This window comes from Idiomarina sp. UBA4206 (assembly GCF_002383015.1).
Classification (GTDB): Bacteria; Pseudomonadota; Gammaproteobacteria; order Enterobacterales; family Alteromonadaceae; genus Idiomarina; species Idiomarina abyssalis.
In genome coordinates this window covers 52365-53646 of sequence record NZ_DFTS01000058.1, presented here as the reverse complement: position 1 = coordinate 53646, position 1282 = coordinate 52365, and the positions used below count along the sequence as shown (strand labels likewise).

The 1282-nt window shown below is 46.0% G+C and carries 1 protein-coding gene; it reads right to left on the bottom strand.

Annotated elements, in window-relative coordinates; translation table 11 throughout:
• Positions 1–1006 (bottom strand): MFS transporter (locus tag B3180_RS11885; RefSeq protein ID WP_286844760.1); only part of this gene is annotated, 1006 nt, incomplete at its 3' end.
• Between the last annotated feature and the right edge of the window lie 276 nt (positions 1007–1282).

Genomic DNA, 1282 nt, shown 5'->3' with positions numbered 1-1282 from the left:
CCCCGCCAATTTTTATGATAGCTCCCGTTGCTCCGACCATTTGATCGCGTTCGAGAAAGTCGTTGGTGTGCGCCATGCCCAGTGAGTATAAGGGTAAAATGAAGGCACCTAATAAACCAACATTCAGGTAAATAAGAAGCGCATTTGATGCGGCTAACTGGGAAAGAGCGATTGCGGTCAGGGTGCCGCCGGTTGCACAAATAGCAATAACAAAACGGCGATCAATTCGATCGGATAATAAACCGAAAGGTGCTTGTGAGATCAGGCCGCCGAGAATAAAGGCTGACATGAAGAAGGTAATTTGCACAACGCTCAGGCCAATATAAGACGCATACATAGGCCCGATACCATAAAACATGGCGTAGCAGGCTTGCATAATGAAAGCGTTTACCACACCCAGCGGCACCGTTTTAAGTAGCAAGGAGACAGGAACCTTACGGTTTTCATGGGTTGTCGGTTCCACTGTCACACTGACCAAAATTGGAATTAAAGCAAGGTTAATCAGAAGTGCGACAATAGCAAAAGCGACAAAGCCGGCAGGGTCTGCCACGCCTAGAATAAGTTGCCCCGCAATGAGGCCAGTGTAAATAATGACTAAATAGATAGACAGTAAAGTACCGCGGCTGCGGTTATCTGCCATGGTATTAAGCCAACTTTCGACAATGACAAAAATACCGGAAATGGCAAAACCGGTAATAAAACGCATAACAAACCAGACTACGGGGTCAACCCAAATGGCCTGCATTAGAATACTGAAGGCGGCTAATGCGGCAAGCCCCCCGAATGAGCGAATATAGCCTACCCGACGAATGTCTTTAGGTGCGCGGGTAGAGCCAAACAGGTAACCGATAAAATAGGCTGACATAATAAAACCGGTAACCAGGGTACCGAAGTCTTCAATGGTGGCACGCAAACTGAGTAGGGTACTGGTCATGCCAACACAGACCCCAATTAAACTGATGCTGCCAAGCAGTGAACTGATACCGCGAAGTTGTTGTTTTAGCATGCCTTTGTCACCCTTCGTCCGTTTGTGGCAATACTACCTGTAGTCGCTTTATTTTCCTAGCGAAGATTCCCACAAGCTTATCCACAAGTTGTTACTTGCTGTTCGCTATCTGGCTGTTTAATATGCTCTCAAAGTCTTATTTGGATAATGACATGTCAAAGTCGAAGATTCATTACATTGCAGTCGCTTTTTTAGTGCTGTTAGTCACTTTTACGACAACAGATGCTGAAGCGCGGTTAATTGAGAATTTGTATTCGGCAGAAGTTGAAGTCGCGG